Here is a 23,013-nt window from a genome sequence, read left to right on the forward strand (position 1 = left end):
AAAAAGAGGCCTTCGAATAAACGAAGGCCTCTTTTTATGATATGTTTCTTAAGAAAACTTAGTTTCTAGAAGATTCAACACGACGGTTTTGGATACGACCTTCTTCAGTATCGTTAGAAGCGATTGGATTTGCTTCACCATTACCTTTAGCAACTATTTGGCTAGAATTAACACCAGCATTTACTAAGTAAGTTTTTACAGAGTTAGCTCTGTCTTTAGATAACTTCATGTTATATGCAGCAGTACCTTCGCTTGAAGCATAACCGTTTAAAGTTAATTTACCACCGTTTTCACGTAATCCTGAAGATAATTTATCTAAGATTGGGTATGATTCAGTTTTTAAAACTGAACTGTTAAATTCGAATTGAATTGGCTCAAAACCTGTAACATTTGCTGTATCAACAGCAGAAGCTACTGGAAGTGGACATCCTGATCCGTCAACTGCAGTACCAGCTGGAGTTCCAGGGCATTTGTCAAATTGATCAGCAACTCCGTCACCATCAGTATCTCTTTTCAAATCTTCAACAGATTTTTCTACGTTAGATACACGGTTTTTAAGCGCTTCAACTTCTTGACGCAATGAAGGATCTTTCAATTCATCATACATTAAAGCAAGTGGGTTAACCCATTCTAAATTAGGTTTAGCACTTGATCCAAGAGAAAATTCTAAACCAGCATAACCGTAAGAGAATTTATCTTTAGTAGTAGCTTTAGCATAAACTCCGTCCATGTTATCGCTATCGATAAAGTGCATTGTGTAACCTAAGTTGAAAGCAACACGGTCTGAAACTTTGAATTTCACACCAGCACCAACTGGAATGTAAGCTTCTTTTACGTATTTGTTATCGCCATCATCACCAGCACGATCTTCCCAGCTAGTAACTGTTCCGCTTGCTGAAGTAACTTCAGGTGCATAAGCAACTAAACCGTAACCTGCAGATACGAAGAAGTTAACAGAGTTTTCACGACGTAAAAAGTCTACAGTCGCAACGTTAACAACACCTCTTAAGTCAGCAGAGTAACCGATTTCAGTTTCAAATTCTCTAACACCAAATTGAGATCCACCAACTGCATCTTCATTTGTTCCAGAGATTTTTCCGCGGAAAATGTTACCTTCTAAAGCAAATGCATGACCTAGTTGTTTCTTAAGGGAAACACCGTACCCTAAGTTCACATCCTGATTAGTGAAATCATTTGATCCACCAATAACTAAGAATGGAGACATAACGCCTGCATTAACACCAATCGACCAAGTTCTGTACTGGCCTCTTCCACCAAATACTTTGGCTGAAGATTCGGTCGCTGTAGAATCCTGTGCAGTAGCAAGAGTTGTAGCTCCCATTAATGCAACAAATGATACTGCTAGACCTTTTTTTAAAGTAGAATAATTCATAATTTTCTTTTTTAAGGTTAAACAAATTTTAATTGTTCAATTTTTTTGTATAGCAAAATTAAACAAATTTTTAATTTCTCAAAACAGATATACAAACACCGTTCCAAACTTCAAAAGACAGACTAAATCTTCCTCTTAAAGTGCTTTTTCAAGCATTTTTTTAAACTATAAGCTGTAATCAGGCTGTAATTATACCAATTAATATTCTAATTATCAATATATTAAACATTAAAGTAACGCTTTATTAAAAGTAAATTGGATTGTCATATAACTTTACGGCACATTCAACCAAACTGGCCTAATAAGGTCATGTTCCCCTACATTAGACACTAGTCCTGTTTTTAAGACAGGGCAAGTGGTATCATGACTATTTAAGCCCAGCCATCAACAAACTTATAGATATTGAAATCAGGTTGTTTTAATGCTTCGGCAATCTCAGCCCTAAGTTTAACCTTGTCTACACTCCGCATTTTATAGTGTTGTATAATTTGATAGGCTTTCTCTGCCATTAACAAGGGTTTGCGTTGATTATCAAAATCATTGGGCTTCAATAACCATTCGCAAAAGGCCGCAATACCCATGTTTTTATCTGCTACTGTCTTAAAGACCGGTAGGTTAGTATGCTGTTGCTGAACCAGCTTTTTCAGGTTGTTGGCAAAAACATCTGCCCCTTCGCGATCTGCTTTATTGACAACAAAAGCCTGGGCAATCTCCATTAAACCCGACTTAATGTTCTGTATTTCATCACCAGATTCGGGCACCAGTACCACAACCGTCCGCTCTGCCAATCCGGCAATTTCTATTTCAGATTGCCCTACGCCAACGGTTTCCACAATAATTACATCAAAATCAGCTGCTTTTAGTACATCAACCATTTCGATTGTTTTTGTAGAGATACCACCCAATGCGCCCCGTGTTGCTACAGATCTGATGAAAACATTTGGATTGTTAAATTGTTGTGACATGCGTATTCTGTCACCCAATAAGGACCCAAAATTGAAAGGAGATGTCGGATCGACCGCCAAAATGGCTACTTTTTTATGCCTGCCAACAAAATCTGCGGTAATCGCATTGACCAAAGTGCTTTTTCCCGCTCCGGGTGGGCCTGTTATACCAATCACTGGCACATTTGTTTTTGGCACCAACTGCCTTAAAAGTACTGCCGAAGGTTCAAGTTCGTTCTCTACTAAGGTCAGTGCCCGGGCAATAGCCAGGAAATTGCCTTTGTCAATCTCATATAGCAGTACATCTATTGATTTCATAAATACGCCTTCCTTAGCATACAAAGGAAGGAAATTTATTAATATTTGTAGCGATTGTATCAAAGTGTTCGTTTAAACCTATAAAATCTATATGTCCATACCAAAGATCATACATCAAACCTTTAAAACTGCAGACTTGCCTTTCTTAACACGCTGGCACATTTCCGGGTTTAAAAAAAGAAACCCAGATTATGCCTATGAATTTTATGATGATTCAAGAATAGAGCAGTTTTTATTGGCTGAGTACGGACAAGAGGTATATGATCTTTATAAAAGAATAAATATTGGCGCCGCTAAGGCGGACTTTTTCAGGTATGCCGTACTTTATAAAAAAGGCGGTATTTATATAGATATAGACAGCGGAATTAATGGCAGTCTCAATTCATTCATCAGGCCTGATGATGTAGCTATAATTACCCTTGAAGGGGATCCGATCTTTTATGCCCAATGGGCATTGATTTACAGTGCCGGTCATCCCTTTCTTAAAAAAACGATGGAAATGATGATGGAAAACATCCGCATGAATAAATATCCTCATGATGTGCACCAAATGACGGGCCCCTCAGTTTATACAGCTGCTATCAAAGCATCTTTGGAAAATGACCCTACTATTCCTCACCGGATATTAGGCACAGATTATAACGGGCACTTAAAGGTAAAATATAAATTCGGGAAGTTTTTCCTATATGAAAAAGGTGATCACTGGAAAAAGAAACAACTCACCACCCCCATCCTTAAACCGGATTAATTTATCTTTGGCGAAAAATAAAAAAATTTATGATTAAAGTAAGCGGATTCAGCTATATGCGTAATAGTTTCAAATATGGGTATCCTGTAATTGAATCTATTAAATCCATTTTGCCCATTTGTGATGAGTTTATTGCAGTCGTAGGTAAATCAGATGATGGAACAAGGGAAGCTATTGAAGCTATTGGCTCACCTAAAATAAAGATAGTTGACACAGAGTGGGATGATGATTTAGTTAAAGGCGGTAAAGTCTTTGCACAACAAGCAAACATAGGACTGAAAGCCTGTACCGGCGACTGGGCCTTTCACATTCAATCTGATGAGGTTTTCCATGAAGACGATTTACCGGAAATCGTGAAAGCGATGGAAGACCATGTGGATGACCCCGCTGTAGAAGGGTTTCTTTTTGACTTCTATCACTTTATCGGCGACTATAAGCACATCGGCACTACCCGACGCTGGCATCGCAGGGAGATCAGAATAGTGAGGAACAGACCCGACATTTACTCTTATAAAGATTCACAAGGGTTTAGGATATACCCCAGCCTGGAAGATTATACCAATCAGGTCAACAGCAGAAAACTTCATGTGAAGCTGCTCAACGCAAGAATTTTTCACTACTCCTATTGCCGTAATCCAGATTTGTTGTTAGGAAAAGTTAAACGCTTTAACAACTATTATCAAAGCCAGGAGAAAACCGAAGAACAATATAAAGACTATCAAACATTCGATTTTGGAACGGTAGCTGATATACTTGCCCCATTCACGAAGTCGCACCCTGCTACTATGCAAAAAACGATAGCAGCACAAGACTGGTTGTTTAAGCATAACCCAAAAAAGATAGCGTTATCCTTTCGCCGATTAATGCTTCACCGAATTGAGCAAGTAACCGGATGGCGGATTGGAGAATACAAAAACTATAAAATTATAAAATAAACGCTATTAAGTGTAAATTTGGAAACCTACTTGATAAATACTTAATGCAAATTAAAAACAATGTCACTGTTGCTTTATTAATTTCAACTTATAACTGGCCGGAAGCATTGGAGCTTGTGTTATTAAGCGTACTAAAACAAACACACCTACCTGATGAAATCGTAATTGCCGATGATGGCTCAACCGCGGAAACTAAAGCACTGATCGAAAGATATAGATCAAAATTTAACATTCCGGTTAAACACATCTGGCATGAAGATAAAGGATTCAGAAAGAGTTTGATTTTAAACATTGCGGTTAAAAGCATCACTTCTGAATATATCATTCAGATAGATGGGGATATTATTATTCATCCAGAATTTATCAAAGATCATTTAAAGGTAGCCGAGAAAGGAAGCTTTATTCAGGCCAGCAGGACCATGATCAATAAAGAAAAATCCAAAGAAATCCTTAAAACCAAAGAAATTCACTTCAATTTCCTCTCTAAAGGACTTTATAGTCGTTTCAATGCCTTGCGGATTCCCTTTTTATCAACGTTATTTCAATTAGATTTTTCAAATACTTATCATATCAAAGGATGTAATCTAAGCTATTGGAAGGAAAATTTTAAAGCAGTAAATGGATACTACAATGCCTTCGAGGGCTGGGGCGCCGAAGACTACGAATTCGGCGCACGACTAATTCATGCTGACGTAAAGCGGAAAAAAGTAAAAATGATGGCCCTTGGTTACCATATCTTTCACCGCATTAATTCCAGGTCAAATGTAGATACCAACGATAAGATTTATAAAAAAACACTCGAAGAAAAATCAAAATATACAAATGATGGTTATGAACAGGTTTAATTTTATCAAATTGCCGAACCATTTTACCTTCTTAAATGATTAAATGAAAACTTACTTCAGACTTTTATCCTTTGCAAAACCGATAGAAAAATTCGCTATACCTTACGCTATTGCGACCATACTGGCTATTATCTGTAACACCTTTCTGTTCACCTTATTAGGACCGTTGTTAGAGACGCTGTTTATGCCGGAAAACGACCCGACAGCAGCACCTACAATGATGCAAAAAGTTGGCTCTTTTGACCTTATTGGCAGGTTTAGTAATTTTATAAACCATTCTATTGACACCTACGGTGACCTTTATACGCTAAAGGTGGTATGTGGTGTCATCGTTATTTCAGTTGTGCTGGCAAACTTTTTTCGTTATCTCTCCGGTCGCTATATGGAAGATTTAAGGGTACACACCTTACTAAATTTGAGAAGAAAGGTGTTTAGCAACATTATGGATCTGCATGTTGGCTATTTCAGCAATGAGCGTAAAGGAGATATCATCTCAAAAGTAGCATCCGATGTGCAGGTGGTACAATTTACGGTTACAAATACCCTGCAGGTCATCTTTAAAGAACCTGTTCAATTGATATTCTACATCGGTGTTTTGCTTTCCATCTCCATAGAACTCACCTTATTTTCCTTACTGGTGATCCCCGTATCAGGATTTGTCATCAGTAAAATTGTTAAGCGTTTAAGACATCAAGCCACAACGGCCCATGAATCTTTTGCCAAAATGATTGGTTTCCTTGATGAGTCTTTAGGTGGTATTAAAATTATTAAAGCCTTTAATGCTTCTGAACGCATCAAGAATAAATTTGATGAAGAGAATATTTTCTATTCCAATCTGACCAGAAAAATGGTAAGGAGGCAACAATTAGCCTCGCCGGTATCTCAAACACTGGGTGTTTTAGTAGTGGTATGCATTGTATTATATGGTGGCTCCTTGATTTTAACTAATCAAAGCTCACTAACACCAGCTAAGTTCCTCGTTTATATTGCAATATTTTCGCAGGTCATGCAACCCATTAAAGCGATAACAGATTCTTTTAGCGGCATACATTCCGGTATCGCGGCGGGCATCCGTGTACTGGAGTTAATTGATACCAAACCTGAGCTAAAAGAAATACCTTCACCGGTAAATTTAACTAAGTTTGAAAACAGTATTATTTTTGAAAATGTAAGTTTTAGCTACGGCGAGAAACCTATACTGAAAAACATTAGTTTAACCGTCAAAAAGGGTCAGACTGTGGCTTTGGTGGGCCCCTCCGGTGGTGGTAAAAGCACCTTAATGGATTTAATTCCCCGTTTTTATGATCCGGAACAAGGAAGGATCCTAATTGACGGCCACGACTTAAAAGATGTTTCTTTCGAAAGCCTCAGGTCTAAAATGGGTACAGTAAACCAGCAATCTATCCTGTTTAATGATTCCATTGCCAATAATATTGCATTTGCGAAACCTGATGCGACCATGGATGAAATTATAACAGCAGCGAAAATTGCCAACGCACATGACTTTATCGAAAATACCATGAATGGTTATGAAACCAATATTGGCGACGGCGGCAATAAATTATCCGGAGGTCAGAAACAAAGAATCTGTATTGCAAGGGCTGTTTTAGCTAACCCTCCAATTATGTTATTGGATGAGGCGACCTCAGCGCTGGATACTGAATCAGAAAAATTAGTGCAGGATGCACTTTACCGCTTAATGGAAAACAGGACCTCAATCGTCATTGCTCACCGATTAAGTACGATTCAAAATGCTGATCTTATTGTGGTGATCGATAAGGGTGAAATAACTGAAATTGGAACGCACCATGAGCTGATCCATTACAGAGGTTTATACAATAAACTTATCGAACTGCAGACTTTTAATGATTAAGCCTAAATGACATGTCTAAAATTAAACCAATTGCCCTTTATTTACCTCAATATCATACCATTCCGGAAAATGACGAGTGGTGGGAAAAAGGTTTTACAGAATGGACAAATGTAAAAAAGGCAAAATCGTATTTTTCAGGTCATTACCAGCCGCATGTTCCTTTTAATAAAAACTATTACGACTTAAGCGATAACAAAGTTTTAGAAGAGCAGGCTGAGCTGGCCAAAAAATACGGTATTGAAGGTTTTTGCTTCTATCATTACTGGTTTAGTGGTCATTTGTTGCTGGAAAAACCTATCCATAGGATGCTAGATACCGGTAAACCCAATATGCCCTTTTGTTTATGCTGGGCCAATGAAAACTGGACACGCACCTGGGATGGACAAGATAAGGCGGTATTGATCCAACAACATTATTCGGCCGAAGATGACAAGAAGCATATCGACTATTTAATGCCTTTTTTTAAGGATGAACGGTATATCAAGATAGATAACAAGCCTGTATTTTTAATGTACAGGACCGAGTTACATCCTGATATCAATAGCGCCGTTAACCTATGGCGATCTGAAGCTAAAAAGGCAGGTTTTGATGACCTATACCTGATCCGCGTAGAGAACCATTTGAAGGAAGTCAATCCCGCAGTTCATGGATTTGATGCGGGTATGGAATTCGCACCAGATTCAGGATATAAGGGCAGAAAAGTTCAGAAAAATAACTACCCTAAATACCTGGTCAATAAACTATTACACCGAACCGGGATTAAAAGATCCGTTCACCATGAGAACTTCATCTATTCTTATGCATCCATGGTCAATAGTTTAATTCATAAACCTTCAAGGCCATATAAATATTTCAGGTGTGTTTTTCCCTCCTGGGACAATTCAGCACGAAGAAAAATTCAGGCAACCATTTACCTTGGCTCTAATCCATCGTTATTCCAGCATTGGGTAAAGAAAATGGCGGAGTGGACAAGGGAAAAATTCCCGGAAAACGAGCAATTACTTTTTATAAATGCCTGGAACGAATGGGGCGAGGGCTGTCACCTTGAGCCTGATGAGGAATGGGGAACACAATACCTGGATGCATTAAAAGAAGGATTGAAAGAATAAAGACCAGTTTGTAGTTTTAATTATTTAAGAATGAGCACTAAGAAATTCACAAGATGGATTGACATTAACAGCCATGAAACTTGCTTAAAAATAACCCAGAAATATCATATTCGAAAAGAAGCAGGAGCATCTGTAAACCTACTCAAGGGTTCTTTTATAGTACTTTTTCTCAAGAGACTATTTTTTGTGTTCGTCAGCCTTTTCCGTTTCAACAAAAACCCTTATCCAAAATACTGGAAGTCTAAGAACCTGAAAGCGTTTGTTAAAAGGATCCTCGGTTTTTACAAACTAGAAATAGAAAATCTATTGCCATTGCAGTCAGCGTTTCCCCCTTTAAGCTTTAAACCCCAGACAGCCCCTTTGGTGAGCATCATCATAGCTGTACATAACAACTGGGCTTACACTTATAACTGCTTACAATCCATCCTGAAAAATACGGCGCAAACTGACTATGAAATCATCTTAATTAACGACGGCTCAACAGATCAGACCGCAGCGAACATTAAAAATATAAGTAACATTACTTACCTGCAAAACAGTCAGAATCTTGGCTTCTTGAAGTCTTGTAACAAGGCTGCAAAGACCGCGAGAGGAAAATATATTTGTTTTTTGAATAATGACACCCAGGTTAGGCCATTTTGGCTGACTAACATGATTGCTGTCTTTCATCATGATCCCGATACAGGTTTGGTGGGCAGCAAATTAGTGTATCCTTATGGGCTTTTACAAGAAGCAGGGGGACTTGTTGATTCCAACGGAATACCTTCTAATTATGGCAGATTTGAAGATCCTGAAATCTGTAAATTCAATTATTTGAGGGAGACAGATTACTGCTCAGGTGCATGTATTACCTTACTAAAGGAGGATTTCGAAATTTTAAATGGCTTTGATGAGCAGTTTGCACCTGCCTATTATGAAGACACAGATCTATGCTTTACCATTCGCTATCAGTTGCAGAAAAAAGTTTATTACCAGCCACTTTCCCAAGTTGTACATTTTGAAGGTATAAGTTCTGGTAAAGTTATCAAAAAAGGCAGCGTAAAGGAATACCAGCTTTTTAATGCAGATAAATTTAAAAACAAATGGTCTTCTGTATTTGCCTCATTTCCTTCTGGCGAAGAAAAAGCTTCACTTGCTGATAAATTTAATCAAAAAGACACCATACTCTTCATTGATTCTTACTTGCCTGAATATGATAAGACTTCAGGATCGAGGCGCATATTTGAACTCATTAAAATATACAGGAACCTGAACTTTAATATTATGTTTCTTCCTGTTGATGGTGAGCGCAGGGAACCCTATTATACAGAACTCAGCAACATGGGTATTCGTATCATATACACTATATATGATCATTTACAGCCCTTTGAAGAACTCCAGGAATTATTAGGTAAAATTAAAATTGCGTGGATATCAAGGCCTGAGCACAATAGGATCTATGCACCTTATATAAGAAACAATCCAGGTATCACCTGGATCTATGACACCGTTGATCTTCATTTTGTGCGCATGGAAAGAGGACTTAAAATCAACAATTCAGCAACGGCAGATGCCCTTAAAGAAATTGAAAAAATCAAAAAAGAGGAAATTTACTTTGCAAGAGAGGCCGACCTAACTATCTCTATCACTGAGACAGAGCGTGAAATATTAAAACAGGAGGGGGCTAAAAAAATCGAAGTGATCACAAATGTACATGTGCCTTATACCGGCAGTAACAAAACCTTTAAGGAAAAAACAGGTATATGCTTCATTGGCGGATATGGTCATGCCCCAAATGTTGATGCCGTATTATGGCTTGCAAACGAAATAATGCCACTTGTTTGGAAAAAAGACCCTGGCATTAAATTAACTTTATTGGGCAGTGATCCTACCAAAGCCGTATGGGACCTTCAGTCGCCCAATGTAATAGTAACCGGTTACCTGGAAGATGTTTCTGAGCACTTTATATCATCACGCATCTGTGTTGCACCATTGAGATATGGCGCAGGCATGAAAGGTAAAATTGGTCAGAGCTTAGAATTTTCCTTACCAGTAATTACAACAGCTGTTGGAGCCGAAGGTATGGATCTGGTTAATGGTTATAATGCACTTATAGCCAATACAACTGAAGATTTCGCAAATGATATTTTGAATCTTTATCAAAATGAAAGCCTTTGGAATTTAATATCCTCTAATTCATTCCAAACTATTGAAAAATATTCACCCGCATATATACAGAACAAAATAAAGGATATATTTAAGCTGAATAACGTATCCATATAAAAATTTTAGAAGCAGACTCGTTCTTTCCATTATGATCAAAGCACACCGTTTAAATGAATATTTAGTTCTTTTCTATAGAGTATTATTAGGGTACTTATTTTATTTTATCAGTAGAGTTTTGTTTTATCTATTCAATAAACCTCTTTTTGAAATAGATAGCGCCTATGAACTGTTAAAATTATGTTACCATGGATTGGCATTTGACACTACAGCATTGTTATATATCAATGGGCTGTTCATCTTATGCAGTATCCTTCCTTTGACCATCAATACCCACTTTAAGTATCAAAAGTTCTTAATGTGGGTTTACTTCATTTCGAATTTCATAGCCTATTCCACTAATTTCATCGATATCATTTATTATCGTTTTAGCCAGACCAGATCCACACGGGCTACATTAGATGTTTTGGTAAACGAAGACAACAAATCTTCTTTGTTTACCCATTTCATTGGCACTTACTGGTATATTACCCTCTTATTCGTTAGTTGTTGCCTGCTTTGGGTCTGGCTTTATAAAAAAGTCGAAGTCAAACCCGCTAACCCGACAAAAAACCTGCTGTCCTATTTCCCTTTTTCAATTGTAGGGATTTTAGTGATCAGCATCTTAATCGTTGGCGGTGTGAGGGGCGGTTACAGCCACAGTACAAGGCCAATTAACCTTGTTGATGCCTACAGGCATGTAAGTGTTCCCAACCAGGGAGATGTGGTTTTAAACACTCCTTTTTCCATTTTCAGAACATTAAAAGCGGCTACGTTCAAAGTACCAAACTGGAGTACCGAAGCTTACATCAACCAACATATCAAGCCGATCAAACAATATAACCGTACAGTTGATCAACAGCCAAATGTGGTCATCATCATTTTAGAAAGTGTTGCAAGAGAATATTGGGGGAGTATGAACAAGGGCACTTCCATTCCAGACTTTAAATCTTACACCCCCTTTCTGGATTCGCTCTCTGAAAACAGCCTTATTTTCACCAATGCTTATGCTAATGGCAGACAATCAATCCATGCCCTGTCGTCTATATTAGCCGGTATTCCGTCCTTTCAAACAGCCTTCACTTCCTCACCCTATGCCAAACAAAAGATACAATCTCTGGTATCCATATCCGACAGCTTAGGCTACCAGACCTCCTTTTTCCATGGTGCAGCAAATGGTTCCATGGGATTTTTAGGCTTCACCAATATCTTAGGTGTGGAGAATTATTATGGAAGAACAGAATATAACAATGATGATGATTATGACGGGATATGGGGAATATGGGATGAACCCTTTTTTCAATTTATGAATAAAACCCTGGTGAAGCAACGAAAACCCTTTTTGGCTTCTCTATTATCGATTTCTTCGCATGACCCCTTTAAAATTCCTGAAAAGTACCAGCAACAGTTTAAAGGAGGGCCAGTACCTATAGATAAATGTGTAGAATATACCGACTATGCGCTGAAGAAGTTTTTTGAACAAGCTAAGCAAGAGGAATGGTATAAAAACACCATTTTTGTAATTACAGCAGATCATACCAACCAGAGTAACTACGAAGAATACAGCAAACCAATTAACCGTTTTGCAGTACCCATTTTATTTTACAGCCCTAATAAGGCCTATAACCTACAAGGCGTACGAACCGATTTAGCTTCGCAAACAGATATTTATCCATCCATTGTAGATCTTATAGGATATAACAAGCCCTTCAGGTCATGGGGCAGGAGCTTAATTACCAATGACCCCACTGAAACGCCCAGGGTCATCAATTCACCGGGTAACATCTACCAGCTGATGCAGGGCAATTACACCTATATTTTTGATGGAGAAAAATTTACGGGGGTTTTCGATATTGCAGACAAGGGCCTTGAGAAAAACCTGATCAGCAGAAATGATCCGGAGATACCGAAAGGAATGGCAGATTGCAAAGCCTATATACAGGACTATATGTTCCGTATCATTCATAGAAAATTAAATCCTTAATGAATATAATTCAAAGAAGACAGGAGAATGAACTGCCGTGCTTAAGGAAATAAATTACCAATTAATTTTTCAAAATTAACTACTTGTTTTGGTAAAGAGAATGCCAATGCCGCATTTTTCAATTCCTGAAGGTCTTGTCCGGGATGGTCATGTAGCCATTTCATTTCGAGAATGAGATCTTCTATATTCCGGCTATAAATGACCCGTCCCATCCCTTTCTTGACAAAAGTTGAGGCTATACCCGTGTTAAAAGCAACGATTGGTATACCCAGATAAGCCGCTTCAAGCATGACCAAAGAAAAAGACTCCTCCCTTGAAAGCAACAGAAAACCATTACCAATAGCCATATAATTATAATAATCAGCTGCCTGGGGGCCCAAAAAGAATAACTTACCCTTGTATTTCCGCTCCACAACCTCCTTAACATAATATAGCAAACCATCATCCGGAACATAACCCAACCACAAAATCTTCACCTGCTCATCCTTGAAACCTTCAAGAATAGGCAATATATAATCTAGCCCTTTCATATAGGTAGCACCACCAGAAATCACCCACACAAAATCTGATGCAGTAATCCCAAGTTGTTGCTTTAATGCATTGATACGGTCTTTATCAACATTTATAGTTGCATAATCAATGAAGCTGGGTTGCAGTTGAACATTTGGATGTCCCATATGCGTAAGATGGCGACAAACTTCCTCAGAACAACCTATGCACACCGAGGAATAGTTGATAATGGTATCCATTTCTGCTGATTTGATCAAAGAAAAAGCGTTTAATGATTCATGGAAATAGGTCACCACTTTTACGTTTAATAAAGCAGCAATACGATGAGCTTCGGGTATGACCAGTGTATTTACAAACCAAAATTCAGGTTTAAAGCTTTCATTGATATGCTTTAACTGGTGGGTTAATGGATTCGCCTTCACCAACTTTAATAAGGCCCTGCCGATCTTTTTACCCAACTTTCCACTTACTTTATAGGGCAGACTTTTTTGTACATGTTCCGGTAGCTGATCGTATAAATCGCCCTTTTTAATACAAAATACATAAATGGCATATTGTTCTGGATCTAAGTTATTAAGCAGATACCATAAAACCATTTCAGATCCCGTACGATTAAGATTTTGTGTAATAAATAAGATTCGTTTCATTCGCTTGTTAACTTAACCTGAAGAATTTTTTAATTTTCAGGATCTTACTGAAGGCACTTAGTTGCTTGCGGGCAGCTTCCAATTCCTGATACTCCATTAAAAAATTACTGAAATACGTTGTCAACACCAGATTCCGCTCCACCATAATTGCAGGCAAGTTTTTCGGATCAGAACTTATCCCATCTGCCTTGTATTCAGCTAATAATACGTCAATATGGTTGTAACTGCAATTGTATTTATAAGCGGCCAGAAAGGTAAACTTCCAATCTGAAACTATACGCAATCGTTCATCATAATACCCTACGGTGTTGAACAATGTTCTTTTGATGAAAGTGCTGGGATGTGGTAAGCTGGAGTGGTAAAATAAACCAAAAGAAATAGATTCAGGGGGTGTCCAAATGTAACTACGATCCCCGTCTGCAAAGTGCATGTTGGCAGAAACAAGGTCTGCATTTAACCCGGCAGCAACACTTTCCGAAATTACCGATTTGGTGACCAGCACATCACCACTATTTAAGAATAACAGATAATCACCCACTGCAGCCCTTATCCCTTTATTCATGGCCTCATAAATTCCTTTGTCACGTTCAGACACCGAAAAACTTATTTCTCGCTGATATTGCGCTAAAATAGATTTACTGTCATCTGTTGAATCACCATCAATGACAAGATATTGTATATCCGTATAGGTTTGCTTAAGTACCGATTTTATGGTTTGGTGCAGGCCATCGGCATTATTATAGTTAATGGTAATGATGGATATTTTCAATTCCATATGATTTAGGGTAGCTAATATCCATAAAAAAAGGCCTTAATAAAAATTAAGGCCTTATCTATATGGTGTAAGTTGGTTTACAACTTCCTTTTCACTTCTACTTGTTCGTAAGCTTCTACGATATCACCAACCTCAATGTTATTAAAGTTCTGGATATTTAAACCACACTCATAACCGGAGCTCACTTCTTTCACATCATCTTTATAACGTTTCAATGAAGCCAGTTCACCGGTGTAAACAACTACACCATCTCTAACGATACGGATCTTGCTGTTACGGGTGATTTTACCATCCAATACCATACATCCTGCAATGGTACCCACTTTAGTGATTTTAAAGACATCCCTGATTTCAACGTTCGCAGTAATTTTCTCCTGGAACTCAGGCGCCAACATACCTTCCATCGCAGCCTTGATCTCATTGATCGCGTCATAGATGATAGAATAAAGGCGGATATCGATTTGTTCCGCTTCCGCAAGTTTACGTGCTCCAATTGAAGGACGAACCTGGAAACCAATGATAATCGCATCAGATGCCGTAGCTAACAAGACATCAGACTCAGAGATCTGGCCAACAGCCTTGGCAATGATATTAATCTGGATCTCTTCCGTTGAAAGTTTCAATAACGAGTCAGATAGTGCCTCGATAGATCCATCCACATCACCTTTGATGATCAGGTTAAGCTCTTTAAAGTTACCGATAGCCAAACGACGACCGATCTCATCTAAAGTAATATGTTTTTGTGTACGCAAACCTTGCTCACGCATCAGTTGCAGACGTTTATTAGCAATATCTCTAGCCTCAGATTCACTTTCTAATGCATTGAACCTGTCGCCCGCCGTAGGTGCACCCTGCATACCCAATACCTGAACCGGTACAGAAGGACCAGCCTCCGTAACTTTTTGCCCACGTTCGTTAAACAAGGCCTTCACACGTCCGCTGAAACTACCTGCAAGAATCGGATCACCGATCTTCAAAGTACCAGCCTGAACTAAAACAGTAGTAACAATACCACGTCCTTTGTCTAAGGTTGCCTCAATCACACTACCAGTAGCGCGTTTGTTAGGGTTAGCCGTAAGGTCTAAGAATTCAGCTTCCAGTAAAACTTTCTCTAAGAGTAAGTCAACATTTAAACCGCTCTTCCCTGATATTTCCTGCGACTGGAATTTACCACCCCAATCTTCAACCAGGATATTCATTGCAGATAACTGTTCACGGATCTTTTCAGAATTCGCTCCCGGTTTATCAATTTTGGTAAATGCAAATACTAAAGGAACACCAGCAGCCTGCGCATGGTTGATTGCCTCTTTTGTTTGAGGCATCACCGCATCATCAGAAGCAATTACAATAATGGCAATATCTGCTACCTTAGCACCACGTGCACGCATGGCCGTAAAGGCCTCGTGACCTGGTGTATCCAGGAATGTAACTTTTTTGCCTGTCGGGGTAGTTACCATGTAAGCACCAATGTGCTGTGTAATACCACCAGCTTCACCGGCAACTACGTTTGCTTTACGGATATAATCCAGCAATGAAGTCTTACCGTGATCCACGTGACCCATAATGGTCACTACAGGCGCTCTAGGTAGTAAATTCTCTGGTGAATCAACTTCTTCAATTAAGATGACGCTTTCATCATCAGGTTTAACGAATTGAATTTCGTAACCGAACTCATCCGCAACAATAGTCAGGGTTTCCGCATCCAAACGTTGGTTGATGGATACGAACATACCTAAACTCATACAGGTACCAATAATTTTTGTAACAGGTACATCCATCATGGTAGCCAGCTCATTTGCTGTAACAAACTCTGTAACCCTTAGCACTTTAGATTGTGCTTCCTGCTCCATCGCTAATTCATCTGCAGTTAAGGCAACATCATCACGCTTTTGGCGACGAAGTTTTGCTCTTTGTGCAAATTTACCAGATTTACCAGCACCACTTAAACGTGCAAGTGTCGCTTTGATCTGATCTTGTATTTCTTTTTCCGTAGGTTCCTCTTTAGAGCCTCCAGGTGCCCCTGGTTTGCTGTTTCTAAAGTTAGGCCTGTTGGCAGTATTATTAGTGTTATTTCTAAAATCCGGTCTGTTGGTAAATGTTGGCGCAGCCGGTTTTGGCGGATGCTGACCAGCAGGTGTTGTGCTTTGTCCTGCAGCAGGTGCAGCTGTACCCGGTGTATGACCCTGACCTGGATGATGACCTGGCGTTTTTTTACGCTTACGTTTACGTTTCGCACTTTCGCTGTCGTTAGACGAAGCTACCGGTGACGATTTGCGGTCAGGCGTTGTAGGCAATATGATTTTACCGATAATATTCGGTCCTGTCAATTTGACTGATCTCGCTTTGATCACTTCCACTTCATCAGGTTTGGTAACCTTAGGTTGCGGCGTTTCTTTAGGCGGCTCAGGTTTAACAACCGGCGCTGCCTTGGCAACAGGTTTTTCCACTGCAGGTTTCTCTACAGGTTTTTCTGGAGCTTTTACAATCGGTGCAGGTGCTGCCACTTCAGGTTTCGCTTCTGGTTCTGCGACTACAGGCTTTTCTTCTTTCACTGGTTCTTTTGGTATTTCTTTCACTACCTCAGGAGCAGGAGCAGGAGTTGGCGCAGGAGTTTCCGCTTTAACTTCAGCTGCCGGCGCTGGTGCTGCAGGAGTTTCCTCCTTTTTAACCGGACGCGTTTTACTGTTCAAATTATCGAGATCAATTTTCCCAATAACTTTAACACCTGGAAGTGAGCTTTCTTCTGCCTTTTCTGGCGCTTTTTCTACCGGTTTCTCCGCTTGTACTGGAGGCTGTTCTTTTGCAACAACAAGCTCTTCCTTCGGTTTATCAACAGGAGGTGTATGTGATTGAAGGTTTTTTATTAAAACGCCCTCATTCTCAAATTCTACATTTTTCTTAGGAGCTTCTGCAGCTTTCTCTATTACATCAGGCTCATCACGACGTATTTTACCAATGACAATTTGATTAGCCTCTTCTTTTACGATTTTATCTCCCTGAAATTCTTTCAATAATGCATCGTACATATCTTTTGAAAGCTTGGTGGTGGGTTTATTTTCGACAGAAAAGCCTTTCTTTTCCAGGAACTCAACGGCCGTAGCTATTCCTACGTTAAGTTCCTTAACTGCCTTAAATAAAATTATTGGTTTGTCGTCTGACATTGATATTCCTCTTTTTTCTTAATTCTTGTACAAAAGTAATGTTTATTCTTGTTTTATTTCATGTGTATGGAATTTGTTTAAATTTTCTCACATGGTTTACACTTAGTTCTCACTATTTATGCTAAGTTATTCAAATTCTGACTTTAAAATATTAACAACTTCTTTGATCGTTTCTTCTTCTAAGTCAGTACGTTTTACTAATTCATCTACAGAAAGTGACAATACACTTTTTGCAGTGTCGCATCCGATGGCTTTCAGTTCATCGATAATCCAGCTATCGATTTCATCTGAGAATTCTTCGATATCTACATCTTCATCTTCTTCACCTGCTTCACGGTACACGTCTATTTCATAGCCGGTCAATTTACCTGCCAATTTTATGTTATGACCACCACGGCCAATAGCCAGTGACACCTGATCTGGCTTCAGGTAAACCGATGCATGTTTAGTAACATCATCCAGTTTAATAGAACTGATCTTGGCCGGACTTAAAGCCCTGGTGATATATAAGGATACATTGTTTGTAAAGTTGATTACATCAATGTTCTCATTTTTTAATTCTCTTACAATTCCGTGGATACGTGAACCTTTCATTCCCACACATGCACCAACAGGATCGATTCTGTCATCATATGACTCGACTGCCACTTTAGCACGCTCACCTGGTTCACGAACAATTTTCTTAATGGTAATTAAACCATCAAAAATCTCGGGAACTTCGATTTCGAATAAACGTTGCAAAAACTCAGGGGCAATTCTGGAAATAATAATCTTAGGTGAACTGTTCATCATATCAACCTTAGAAATTACCGCACGAACGGTATCTCCTTTTTTGAAATAATCTGCAGGGATCTGTTCCGTTTTCGGCATGATCAGTTCATTGCCTTCATCATCCAGCACAAGGGTTTCTTTTTTCCATACCTGGTAAACCTCACCTGTAACAATTTCACCAACCCTGTCTTTATATTTTTTAAATATTTCGTCTTTTTCAAGCTCAAGCACCTTGGAAACCAAAGTTTGACGAGCCGCTAGAATAGCCCTGCGGCCAAAACTCTCTAAAGTGATCTGTTCAATGTAGTCGTCACCAACTTCCATATCAGGATCAAGCTGTTTAACCTCCGAAATTTCAATTTCCAGTTCATCGTCTTCCGAAAAGCCGTCTTCCATCACCTTCCTCGTTCTCCAGATCTCTAAATCTCCGTTGTCGGGGTTAACAATCACGTCGCAATTCTCATCCGTTCCGTATTTTTTTCGCAACATGCTACGAAACACCTCTTCCAGCACACTAATCACTGTCGGGCGGTCGATGTTCTTGAATTCTTTGAATTCCTGAAACGAATCGATTAAATTAATATTGCTCATTTTTATTTAAATGAAATTAAAACCTTTACTTCTGTTATATTCTCAAACGCTATATGGGTTTCTACCATATAGGCCTTCTTACCTTTTTCTTTGACACTTTCTTCAATCGTGAGGCCCGTATCTGTTACGGCGAGCAGCTTGCCCTCTTTTTTATCGCCTCCCGAAAGCTTAACGCTTATCTCTCTGCCAATGTTTTTAACATATTGCCTTTTCAGCTTCAGGGCCTCACCTACGCCGGGCGAGGAAACCTCTAAATTATAGGCCTGCGCAATGGTGTTTTCTTCTTCAAGATGAAAACCCACATGCCTGCTGATCGCTGCACAGTCTTGTATGCTAATGCCTTCATCGCCATCCACATGAATAATAAGCTTATTGTTCGGAAGCATCCTTACCTCCACTAAAAACAATTCCGGCCTGTCCGAAATCTTTTCTTCAACGAGTTCTCTTACCCTGTTTTCTACCTGCATAACTAATTTGCTAAAACAGAAAAGAGGGGACACCTGTCCCCTCCAATTCTCTATATCAGTGCAAATATAAGAATATTTATTAAAAATAAAAATTGAAACCTTATTGCCTGAATATGTTGCAACTAGCGCTGCCCTATAGTGAGTCCACCATGAGTCCACAGTGAGTCCACGGTCAGTCCACGTATTACCGAACAAAACGTGGACTGACCGTGGTGGCACTGTGCATCCAGTGCGCTCACATCATCAGCCGTCACCTACTTCACTTTAACGCTGCAGTGTTTTTTGCTGTGGCTTTAATTGGTAGCTCACCTTGCCTTTAAGAATTTCTTTTGCTCCTCCGAAAGTTACATTGAGCGGCGTGCTCACAAGGTAAGATTTACCCCTTTGAAAGGGCTTTTCAGGCACAAACAAGATTTTGTCTTCCTGAATATTGACCTTACCGGGCACCTCCTTCCCCTCCATGCTTACACTCACCCAGTTCATCTTTGTTGAATCACTAAAATCATTATTTGTTAGCTGTAACAAACCAACAGGGTTGATGTCCGACAGGACGATAGCATTGCTATCAGCAGAGAATTCGATATGAACTGGTTTATTCTTTGAAGAAGAACAGCCCAGGCAGGAACAAAAAAAGAAAATAACGCCTACTTTAGACAAAAATTTATTCATCTAACTAAATTACGCATTATGGCATTTATTTTGGAAATTTTATTGATGGGGGTGGCGATGTTGATCGGGGCCTACCTTTTACCCGGGGTACATCTGGATGGCTTTGGAAGCGCATTAATTGCGGCTGTGCTCATCGCCCTAGCGAATGCAACCATAGGTTTTATACTAAGGATTTTAACCTTACCGCTTAATTTTCTAACCCTTGGATTAGTTTCCTTCATCATTACCGTGTTAATGATCTTGCTGGTAGACCACTTTATGAGCGGTTTTAATACCACCGGATTCTTTTCAGCAGCACTTCTTGCCATTGTAGTGGCTATCATTCAAATGATTTTTGGCGGCATTGCCAGTTCCAGGGATTAAGCGAAAAGAGGCCCGAAATTAATCAAATAATTAATACCAGGTTGTATCATTTTATGATACAACCTCTATTTTAAAATATCTCTTGAGATAACCATTTTCTGGATTTCAGAGGTACCTTCATAGATTTGGGTAATTTTCGCATCACGCATTAACCTTTCTACATGGTACTCTTTTACAAAACCATAACCACCATGAATCTGTACCGCTTCTATCGTAACATCCATGGCAACTTTGGAGGCGTATAACTTTGCCATAGACCCGGCTAAAGTATAAGATTGACCCTGGTCTTTTAACCAGGCCGCTTTATAGACTAAAAGTCTTGCTGCTTCAATTTGCGTGGCCATGTCTGCAAGCTTAAAGGCTATAGACTGGTGCTCATGAATAGGTTTACCGAAAGTTTTTCGCTCTTTTGAATAGGCCAGTGCCAATTCATAGGCCCCTGCTGCAATACCTAATGCCTGGGCAGCAATACCTATACGCCCGCCTTCCAGGGTTTTCATGGCAAATTTAAAACCAAAGCCATCTTCACCAATTCTGTTTTCTTTAGGGACTTTTACATCATTAAACATCAGGGAATGGGTGTCTGAACCACGGATACCTAATTTATTCTCTTTGGGCCCAACAGTAAAGCCTTCCATACCTTTTTCCAGGATGAAAGCATTAATTCCTTTATGTTTTAATTCTCTGTGTGTTTGGGCAATCACCAGGTAGGTAGAGGCTGTGCCCCCGTTTGTGATCCAGTTTTTGGTGCCGTTCAGCAAATAGTAATCGCCCATGTCAATAGCGGTAGTTTGCTGTGAGGTGGCGTCAGAACCTGCTTCGGGCTCCGACAGGCAAAATGCACCGATTTGTTGTCCGCCAGCCAGGGGTTTCAGGTATTTTTCTTTTTGGGCTTCTGTTCCGAAAGCTTCCAATCCGTAACAGACAAGGGAGTTGTTTACAGAAACAACCACAGAAGCGGATGCATCAATTTTTGACAGCTCTTCCATCACCAGAACATAAGACAGGGCATCTAAGCCACTTCCATTATATTTTTCAGCGACCATCATGCCTAAAAAACCAAGTTCCCCAAGCTTCTTTACTTGTTCTGATGGAAATTTTTGATGCTCATCCCTTTCAATAACACCAGGCTTTAATTCATTTTGTGCAAAATCCTTTGCAGCCTGTTGTATCATTAATTGTTCTTCACTTAGTTGAAATAGCATATCATTATTTTTAATAGAACCCAATATGCCAAATTTAGTTATTCCAAACCAGAATACTATGGTTGCATAATAATTTCTCTAAAAGCTATTTCTGCAAAAAACTATTTAAGCAGGTGGTTATTGTCATCCGGGAAAACAAGTATGGGATGGTATTTTTTTGCTTCTTCTATAGGGAGGGATCCGTAAGACATGATAATCAGGATGTCGCCTACCTGAACTTTTCTGGCAGTTGCCCCGTTTAAACACACCATGCCACTTCCACGCTCGCCTTTAATTACATAAGTCTCGAATCGTTCACCGTTATTATTGTTCACAATCTGTACTTTTTCGTTTGCAATAATCTGGGCAGCATCCATCAGATCTTCGTCTATGGTAATGCTGCCAACATAGTTCAATTCAGCCTGCGTTACTTTAACACGGTGTATTTTAGATTTTAAAATCTCGATGATCATTCTGCAAAGTTAATTAATTTTTATTCCTGCAAGAGCACATTGTCAATTAAACGGGTTTGGCCAACTTTTGCCGCCACCAATGCAACCAGGTGATCGGAGGATTTATCAGCTACCGGCAAAAGTGTCTCCCGGTTAGCGATGGTAAAATAATCAAGCTCCACGCCGGGCACTCCCTGTAACATTGACTTCGCCTTTTCCAGCAGCTGTTCGATGCTTTCTTCTTTAAAATGTGTTTTCACGTATTGAAGCGCCTGGTTAATGACCAATGCATTTTGTCGGTCCTGTTGCGATAAATGTATGTTTCTCGAACTCATGGCCAGGCCATCGGGTTCGCGGATAATCGGACAGCTTACAATTTGGACTGGCATTTTAAAATGCTCCACCATTAACCTGATCATCAGTACCTGCTGAAAATCTTTCTGGCCAAAAAAAGCGATATCAGGATTTACAGCATCGAACAGTTTCTTAACTATCTGTGTAACTCCCTGGTAATGCCCCTTTCTGAATTCTCCTTCCAGTAAAAATTCAACCTCCCCTAAATCTATATGCCAATTTTCAGGTGCAGGGTACATTTCTTTAACTGAGGGCATGAAAACCACATCACAACCTGCCTCTTCCAGCATTTTGATATCATGCGCTAAAGGCCGGGGGTATTTCTCCAGGTCTTTGGGGTCAGTAAATTGGGTAGGGTTTACAAAAATACTGCAAACAACGAGGTCTGCCTGTTGTTTTGCTTCTGTAATCAGCGAAACGTGTCCTTTGTGCAAGGCTCCCATGGTGGGTACTATTGCAATTTTTTGATGAGCCTGTTTGATGGGCGCCAACCGCATTTTTAATGCCGCTATTGTATTTATTATTTTCAAGCCTTAGATAAAAGTTTTCAGCGCCAAAGTTGGTTATTTATCTATTCTTAACAAAACATCTTGGATAAGAACTTGATAAATATTATTATTTTGATTACCTTTGCCCCTTGATTATCTTTTCTTTAACATAATATTATTCACGAATATGG

At 39.3% G+C, this 23,013-nt stretch carries 19 protein-coding genes; 8 read left to right on the plus strand and 11 right to left on the minus strand.

Features of this window, described 5'->3' with window-relative positions; translation table 11 throughout:
- Positions 1-58 precede the first annotated feature (58 nt).
- Together WG905_RS07725 and meaB are read right to left on the minus strand one after the other, a co-directional pair.
- Positions 59-1,393 (minus strand): OmpA family protein, encoded by a 1,335-nt coding sequence (locus WG905_RS07725; protein WP_339591139.1) that lies wholly within the window; start codon positions 1,391-1,393, stop codon positions 59-61.
- Between the two features lie 371 nt (positions 1,394-1,764).
- Positions 1,765-2,679 (minus strand): methylmalonyl Co-A mutase-associated GTPase MeaB, encoded by a 915-nt coding sequence (gene meaB, locus WG905_RS07730; protein ID WP_339591140.1) that lies wholly within the window; start codon positions 2,677-2,679, stop codon positions 1,765-1,767.
- 67 nt (positions 2,680-2,746) lie between these two features.
- Between meaB and WG905_RS07735 the strand changes: the two genes are divergently transcribed.
- The 7 genes from WG905_RS07735 to WG905_RS07765 all read left to right on the plus strand — a co-directional run bounded on the left by WG905_RS07735 (position 2,747) and on the right by WG905_RS07765 (position 12,390).
- Entirely contained in the window at positions 2,747-3,403 is a 657-nt protein-coding gene (locus tag WG905_RS07735) for a glycosyltransferase family 32 protein (protein ID WP_339591141.1), read from the plus strand.
- A gap of 29 nt (positions 3,404-3,432) precedes the next feature.
- Positions 3,433-4,338, plus strand: a complete 906-nt coding sequence (locus WG905_RS07740; protein ID WP_339591142.1) for a glycosyltransferase — start codon at positions 3,433-3,435, stop codon at positions 4,336-4,338.
- Between the two features lie 44 nt (positions 4,339-4,382).
- Entirely contained in the window at positions 4,383-5,183 is an 801-nt protein-coding gene (locus WG905_RS07745) for a glycosyltransferase family 2 protein (RefSeq protein WP_339591143.1), read from the plus strand.
- Between the two features lie 43 nt (positions 5,184-5,226).
- The gene (locus WG905_RS07750; RefSeq protein WP_339591144.1) at positions 5,227-7,056 is read left to right on the plus strand and encodes an ABC transporter ATP-binding protein; all 1,830 of its coding nucleotides are present in this window, start codon (positions 5,227-5,229) and stop codon (positions 7,054-7,056) included.
- 11 nt (positions 7,057-7,067) lie between these two features.
- Positions 7,068-8,165, plus strand: a complete 1,098-nt coding sequence (locus tag WG905_RS07755; protein ID WP_339591145.1) for a glycosyltransferase WbsX family protein — start codon at positions 7,068-7,070, stop codon at positions 8,163-8,165.
- A 30-nt stretch (positions 8,166-8,195) separates the two neighbouring features.
- Complete coding sequence (locus WG905_RS07760) at positions 8,196-10,427, plus strand: glycosyltransferase (protein WP_339591146.1); 2,232 nt, start codon at positions 8,196-8,198, stop codon at positions 10,425-10,427.
- Positions 10,428-10,620: 193 nt separating this feature from the next.
- Entirely contained in the window at positions 10,621-12,390 is a 1,770-nt protein-coding gene (locus WG905_RS07765; RefSeq protein ID WP_339591147.1) for an LTA synthase family protein, read from the plus strand.
- 41 nt (positions 12,391-12,431) lie between these two features.
- Here the strand turns inward: WG905_RS07765 and WG905_RS07770 are convergent, their stop codons facing one another.
- The 6 genes from WG905_RS07770 to WG905_RS07795 all read right to left on the minus strand — a co-directional run bounded on the left by WG905_RS07770 (position 12,432) and on the right by WG905_RS07795 (position 19,981).
- Positions 12,432-13,547, minus strand: a complete 1,116-nt coding sequence (locus tag WG905_RS07770) for a glycosyltransferase family 4 protein (RefSeq protein WP_339591148.1) — start codon at positions 13,545-13,547, stop codon at positions 12,432-12,434.
- A gap of 7 nt (positions 13,548-13,554) precedes the next feature.
- On the minus strand, positions 13,555-14,322 hold the full coding sequence (locus tag WG905_RS07775) for a glycosyltransferase family 2 protein (RefSeq protein ID WP_339591149.1): 768 nt from the start codon (positions 14,320-14,322) through the stop codon (positions 13,555-13,557).
- A 77-nt stretch (positions 14,323-14,399) separates the two neighbouring features.
- A complete protein-coding gene (gene infB / locus WG905_RS07780) occupies positions 14,400-17,483 on the minus strand; it encodes a translation initiation factor IF-2 (RefSeq protein ID WP_339591150.1) in 3,084 nt (1,027 codons plus the stop codon).
- A 126-nt stretch (positions 17,484-17,609) separates the two neighbouring features.
- Positions 17,610-18,845, minus strand: a complete 1,236-nt coding sequence (gene nusA, locus WG905_RS07785) for a transcription termination factor NusA (RefSeq protein WP_339591151.1) — start codon at positions 18,843-18,845, stop codon at positions 17,610-17,612.
- A gap of 2 nt (positions 18,846-18,847) precedes the next feature.
- A complete protein-coding gene (rimP, locus tag WG905_RS07790) occupies positions 18,848-19,312 on the minus strand; it encodes a ribosome assembly cofactor RimP (protein ID WP_339591152.1) in 465 nt (154 codons plus the stop codon).
- 264 nt (positions 19,313-19,576) lie between these two features.
- Positions 19,577-19,981 carry a hypothetical protein gene (locus WG905_RS07795; protein ID WP_339591153.1) on the minus strand — a complete coding sequence of 135 codons (405 nt, stop codon included), beginning with the start codon at positions 19,979-19,981 and terminating at the stop codon, positions 19,577-19,579.
- Positions 19,982-19,999: 18 nt separating this feature from the next.
- Between WG905_RS07795 and WG905_RS07800 the strand changes: the two genes are divergently transcribed.
- Complete coding sequence (locus WG905_RS07800; RefSeq protein WP_339591154.1) at positions 20,000-20,344, plus strand: phage holin family protein; 345 nt, start codon at positions 20,000-20,002, stop codon at positions 20,342-20,344.
- A gap of 65 nt (positions 20,345-20,409) precedes the next feature.
- Here WG905_RS07800 and WG905_RS07805 read toward each other — a convergent pair whose 3' ends face one another.
- The 3 genes from WG905_RS07805 to panC all read right to left on the minus strand — a co-directional run bounded on the left by WG905_RS07805 (position 20,410) and on the right by panC (position 22,864).
- On the minus strand, positions 20,410-21,549 hold the full coding sequence (locus WG905_RS07805; protein WP_339591155.1) for an acyl-CoA dehydrogenase: 1,140 nt from the start codon (positions 21,547-21,549) through the stop codon (positions 20,410-20,412).
- A gap of 101 nt (positions 21,550-21,650) precedes the next feature.
- The gene (gene panD / locus WG905_RS07810) at positions 21,651-22,001 is read right to left on the minus strand and encodes an aspartate 1-decarboxylase (RefSeq protein ID WP_339591156.1); all 351 of its coding nucleotides are present in this window, start codon (positions 21,999-22,001) and stop codon (positions 21,651-21,653) included.
- A 20-nt stretch (positions 22,002-22,021) separates the two neighbouring features.
- Positions 22,022-22,864 (minus strand): pantoate--beta-alanine ligase, encoded by an 843-nt coding sequence (gene panC / locus WG905_RS07815; RefSeq protein WP_339591157.1) that lies wholly within the window; start codon positions 22,862-22,864, stop codon positions 22,022-22,024.
- Positions 22,865-23,013 lie beyond the last annotated feature (149 nt).

This window comes from Pedobacter immunditicola (assembly GCF_037482985.1).
Taxonomy (GTDB): domain Bacteria; phylum Bacteroidota; class Bacteroidia; order Sphingobacteriales; family Sphingobacteriaceae; genus Pedobacter; species Pedobacter immunditicola.

What these genes read in the sequence shown, in the direction of transcription:
- WG905_RS07725 (WP_339591139.1), bottom strand. Translation starts at nt 1,393, where the DNA reads ATGAATTATTCTACTTTAAAAAAAGGTCTAGCAGTATCATTTGTTGCA.
- WG905_RS07735 (WP_339591141.1), top strand. Translation starts at nt 2,747, where the DNA reads ATGTCCATACCAAAGATCATACATCAAACCTTTAAAACTGCAGACTTG.
- WG905_RS07740 (WP_339591142.1), top strand. Translation starts at nt 3,433, where the DNA reads ATGATTAAAGTAAGCGGATTCAGCTATATGCGTAATAGTTTCAAATAT.
- WG905_RS07745 (WP_339591143.1), top strand. Translation starts at nt 4,383, where the DNA reads ATGCAAATTAAAAACAATGTCACTGTTGCTTTATTAATTTCAACTTAT.
- WG905_RS07750 (WP_339591144.1), top strand. Translation starts at nt 5,227, where the DNA reads ATGAAAACTTACTTCAGACTTTTATCCTTTGCAAAACCGATAGAAAAA.
- WG905_RS07755 (WP_339591145.1), top strand. Translation starts at nt 7,068, where the DNA reads ATGTCTAAAATTAAACCAATTGCCCTTTATTTACCTCAATATCATACC.
- WG905_RS07760 (WP_339591146.1), top strand. Translation starts at nt 8,196, where the DNA reads ATGAGCACTAAGAAATTCACAAGATGGATTGACATTAACAGCCATGAA.
- WG905_RS07770 (WP_339591148.1), bottom strand. Translation starts at nt 13,547, where the DNA reads ATGAAACGAATCTTATTTATTACACAAAATCTTAATCGTACGGGATCT.
- WG905_RS07775 (WP_339591149.1), bottom strand. Translation starts at nt 14,322, where the DNA reads ATGGAATTGAAAATATCCATCATTACCATTAACTATAATAATGCCGAT.
- infB (WP_339591150.1), bottom strand. Translation starts at nt 17,483, where the DNA reads ATGTCAGACGACAAACCAATAATTTTATTTAAGGCAGTTAAGGAACTT.
- nusA (WP_339591151.1), bottom strand. Translation starts at nt 18,845, where the DNA reads ATGAGCAATATTAATTTAATCGATTCGTTTCAGGAATTCAAAGAATTC.
- rimP (WP_339591152.1), bottom strand. Translation starts at nt 19,312, where the DNA reads ATGCAGGTAGAAAACAGGGTAAGAGAACTCGTTGAAGAAAAGATTTCG.
- WG905_RS07795 (WP_339591153.1), bottom strand. Translation starts at nt 19,981, where the DNA reads ATGAATAAATTTTTGTCTAAAGTAGGCGTTATTTTCTTTTTTTGTTCC.
- WG905_RS07800 (WP_339591154.1), top strand. Translation starts at nt 20,000, where the DNA reads ATGGCATTTATTTTGGAAATTTTATTGATGGGGGTGGCGATGTTGATC.
- WG905_RS07805 (WP_339591155.1), bottom strand. Translation starts at nt 21,549, where the DNA reads ATGCTATTTCAACTAAGTGAAGAACAATTAATGATACAACAGGCTGCA.
- panD (WP_339591156.1), bottom strand. Translation starts at nt 22,001, where the DNA reads ATGATCATCGAGATTTTAAAATCTAAAATACACCGTGTTAAAGTAACG.